General features: G+C 41.8%; 4 protein-coding genes. 1 reads left to right on the forward strand and 3 read right to left on the reverse strand.

The window, feature by feature from the left end; genetic code table 11:
• Positions 1-810: 810 nt before the first annotated feature.
• The 3 genes from CXF78_RS14010 to CXF78_RS14020 all read right to left on the reverse strand — a co-directional run bounded on the left by CXF78_RS14010 (position 811) and on the right by CXF78_RS14020 (position 3144).
• Positions 811-1620, reverse strand: a complete 810-nt coding sequence (locus CXF78_RS14010) for an HvfC/BufC N-terminal domain-containing protein (RefSeq protein WP_102037143.1) — start codon at positions 1618-1620, stop codon at positions 811-813.
• Positions 1621-1622: 2 nt separating this feature from the next.
• Positions 1623-2561 (reverse strand): MNIO family bufferin maturase, encoded by a 939-nt coding sequence (locus tag CXF78_RS14015; protein WP_102037144.1) that lies wholly within the window; start codon positions 2559-2561, stop codon positions 1623-1625.
• A gap of 124 nt (positions 2562-2685) precedes the next feature.
• Positions 2686-3144, reverse strand: a complete 459-nt coding sequence (locus CXF78_RS14020; protein ID WP_011636379.1) for a BufA2 family periplasmic bufferin-type metallophore — start codon at positions 3142-3144, stop codon at positions 2686-2688.
• A 386-nt stretch (positions 3145-3530) separates the two neighbouring features.
• Between CXF78_RS14020 and CXF78_RS14025 the strand changes: the two genes are divergently transcribed.
• Positions 3531-3904, forward strand: a 374-nt coding sequence (locus CXF78_RS14025) for an MAPEG family protein (protein WP_102037145.1), incomplete at its 3' end; no start/stop codon positions are given.

The raw sequence follows: 3904 nt of genomic DNA on the forward strand, positions 1-3904 counted from the left end.
TATGCAATCTAAATCGTTTTTACGAAACCGCTGGTTTTGGTGCGAATGATGCGAATGATGAGGAAATATTCCTTTTGTCTGACGCTATTCAAAAAGCTGATAATGAACAAACTAAAATAAACCTTCGAAGAAGATTAGCTGTTTTAGCTATACAAGGTTCAAAATAAAAGTTGCTTGAATAATCAAGGTGTTTCTTTAGTGTGGATAGGATCAAATTATCTACATAATGATACAAATCAATTTAGTGGCCAATTTAGTGGGGTCAGGATAAACTTTTATAAAAAGTAATTTGAAACACTGGCTTTCTAAAACGTTTCTGTCCATAAATGAGTTAGATGCCTCAGCTTGAAATGCCTAAATTCAACTCTGAACTTGAGGCCGTTGAAGACTCTTTATATGAGAATACGTGAGCTGGTCATGCACGGCGAGCTAGCTTTAGAGGGGAAGGGATGCCCCATCTGAAGCGTTAGCATTTTCATTCTTTACTATAAAGAGGTGGCCGAAGAACACACAGACGAAGTTAAAAGCTGGATTCAACCACGTCGCGAAATTATTGTTTCTATTATTTAAATCAAATGGGATAATTTTGATGTGGTGGCTGGGCCAATTCTTTTATAGAAAATAAAGAGGGAACCGCCGTTGCTTCCTCTTGGTCTGGTGTGGGCGAAGCGCCACGACGTTAGTGGCTGCAGGCCATATGTACATAAGTACAAAGCAAGAATATCACCTGGATCCCGGCTCAAAAGCACTGCCGGGACGACGAGAAGGTCGTTATCAAGCTTTGTCCAGAAATGAGTTAACGTAAATTAGCTACTTACTCACTACTGCTCGAATTAAGCCGCGTTGAAACCAGGTTTGCATGGTTTGCAGTACCATCATTGGTGCTGATTGCTCGTCGTGCCATTGCAACATTTGTTCGCACTGGTCGGCAAAGTTGTTGCCCTGAATAAATCCGAGTAACAACGCATGTTGCTCTGTCGTTAATGATACAAATTCTGTTAACCGCGACTCTCCCCGCCATAATAACCATGCTCTAGGTGACTGATAGTCAGGTTCTGGCGGCGCGGTATCCACTTTTAACGCTTGCCAAGCTTCGACTGCATTACTGTTACAAGTGAATATTTGTACGCTAGGATGAAAGCGTAAACAGCAATTGGGCCACAATTCTGGTGATATGGCCTGTAAGTCGCTAAAGCTTGTACGGGCGCAGTCTGCAGCATCAAATGCATTAAGTAACCGGCGCTCGAATCGGGCTAAATCGGCGATAATCGGATGCTGTTTAAAAAACGCATCTTGTTGTAAAAAATCCGGTAAACCATCACAAAACTGGCGCAATGACTTATTACTTGATGGATATTGACGAGTATAGTCGGCTGCCATTTTATCGAATAAATCGTCACCCAAATACAAACCTAGCAGCTGGTGGTCGGTTTCAATGGTTTCTTTTAATCGAATTCGGTAAGCGTTGGCATAAATTTGTAGGCGATCATCGGCGCTGATCCCCGCTTGTTCAGACACGTTTGCTTTCATCACCGATTGAATCTGTCCGTGTTGTGTATCCGAACCATCAGACAGTAAATATTGCATAAATTGTTGTTGGATTTCAGCTAAACGACTCATTGTTATGCCCTGACTTTTTGCGATGAAGCATGATTAGCGCTGATGAATTTGCTGACGTCATCAAGTGAACGAGTGCCAAACTGTGAGCGTGCTAGGGCTGGGTCGTCGGGTAAGGTTAACTGAGCAATGTTTTTCGCTTCGAGTAATTCTTGGTATAACGCTGGGAACTCGGGAATATTAGCGTCGCGCTCAATCATGGTGCTAACCGCGCCAAAGCGCTCTAGTGCCGCTTGGTATAAGGTCCACACTGACGGCGGAATATCGAGGTCGTGGGTATCAATGACATAATCACCAAAATCGCTGTGGCCAGCTAAGTGAAACTGTTGTACCCGGCGTGGGTCGATTTTTTTAAGGTAATCGAGTGGATTAAAATGATGATTACGGGCGCTGACATAAATATTATTGATGTCGAGTAATATTAAGCAATCTGCCGCTTCTGCTACTTGGCTTAAAAAATCCCATTCATCCATGGTCGAGTCTTGGTATGACAAATAGCTCGATACGTTTTCCAGTAAAATTCGACGACCGAGTACGTCTTGTACTTGTCGAACTCGCTGCGCCACATGATTAACGGTTTCTTCGGTATAAGGCAGTGGCAGTAAGTCATGGCTATTGACGCCGTGAATTGAGGTCCAGCAAATATGATCAGATATCCATTTAGGTTGAATGTCGTTACTGAGCTTTTTAAGGGCTTTTAAGTAATCCATGTCTAAAGGATCGGTACTGCCTATCGACATTGATACGCCATGCATCACTACAGGATATTGTTCGGCAATGGCTTCTAAATAATATCGGGGTTTACCGCCAGCAACTAAGTAGTTTTCAGATAGCACTTCAAACCAGTCAATGTCTGGCTGGTGTTGCAAAATGTATTCGAAATGGTCGGTTCGTAAGCCCAAGCCAAATCCGAGAAAGTCTTCTGTAATGCGCGTATCAGGCATGGTGAATCCTACTTTAATGCAAATGTTCTAGCTTGAGTTAGGCAAAACTTGCGTTAATAATTGAGATAATAAGCTGATGACGCTGTCACAATAGTAAGCGACAGAGTCATCAAACGAAGCTTAATTAGCTTGTTTTACCGCCAATATCACCACAAGATTTTGCTGTGGTGTTAACAAAACCAGTACCTTTACAGCTTGCCATACCGCCACAAGCGTTATCGGCACCTTTACAGTCATTATGGCCTTTACAGACGTTAACACCGTAACAATGTACTAAATCGGCTTTAGTGACTTTACCAACCCAATCATCTTTTTGCGTGCCGCCGACATCAGCACAAGCTTTTGAAGGCATGCCAACAAAACCAGTGCCTTTACAGCTTGCTTGACCGTTACAAGCATTGTCAGCTGTTTTGCAGTCATTGTGACCTTTACAAACGTTTACGTCGTAACAATGGACTAAATCTGTTTCGCCAGCAGCTAAAGGTGCTGTGCTTGTTTCAGCGGCCATAGCCTGACCTGATAAGCTTGCCATTGCGAGTGCTAATGCTGCGCCGGTTAAGCTAGTTTGTGCTTTGGTATTCATGATGTATTCCTTACAATGTTGATTATTATTTTTACTGCTTATTCTTGTTACTCGTCACAAGATTGATTTGCTGCAGCTATCACACTTGTTAGGAGTTATTAGTATTGACCGTGAAGTGACTCAATATCTTTCAAGTTAACATGTAGACTAGTCACTAAAATGTTGTTGATGTGTTAACTTGTGATTGATTTATATGGTGAAACAATAAATTATAATTTTTCAGATGAGTGCTTAAGCATTATATGAATTAGGTTGTTATTAAAGTCTGTTGATTATGTTATTTTGTTCTCATTACACTAATGGTTAACACAACTGGTTCAATCGCGACTAATACAACTAATGCACAGCTAACACATAATAAGAATATTAATAACTAAGGATAGATTATGCAGACGATACTGATATGTTTATTGATTGCCATGCTGTTGCCGTATGCGGCAAAAGTTCCATTAGCGATGGCAATGGCTAAATTGGGCCGATATGACAATGACCATCCAAGAGCGCAGCAAGCTCAATTAACCGGTTTTGGCGCGCGGGCATTAGCAGGACATCAAAATGCATTTGAATCGCTAATCGTATTTGGGATTGCAGTATTAACCGCATTGATCACCAATAATGTTACCGATGTCGTTGCGCTTTTAGCCATAGTACATGTGGTCGCACGGCTGGTTTACCATGCGCTGTATTTATTGAATTTTGGAACATTACGTTCATTATCTTGGTTTGTGGCCATAGGTGCATCGATAGGGATATTTTGCCA

Origin of the sequence: Shewanella sp. 11B5 (assembly GCF_002836795.1) — a bacterium.
Taxonomy (GTDB): Bacteria; Pseudomonadota; Gammaproteobacteria; order Enterobacterales; family Shewanellaceae; genus Shewanella; species Shewanella frigidimarina.

Excerpts from the sequence above, each read along its gene's own strand:
- CXF78_RS14010 (WP_102037143.1), bottom strand. The coding sequence starts at position 1,620 with ATGAGTCGTTTAGCTGAAATCCAACAACAATTTATGCAATATTTACTG.
- CXF78_RS14020 (WP_011636379.1), bottom strand. The coding sequence starts at position 3,144 with ATGAATACCAAAGCACAAACTAGCTTAACCGGCGCAGCATTAGCACTC.
- CXF78_RS14015 (WP_102037144.1), bottom strand. The coding sequence starts at position 2,561 with ATGCCTGATACGCGCATTACAGAAGACTTTCTCGGATTTGGCTTGGGC.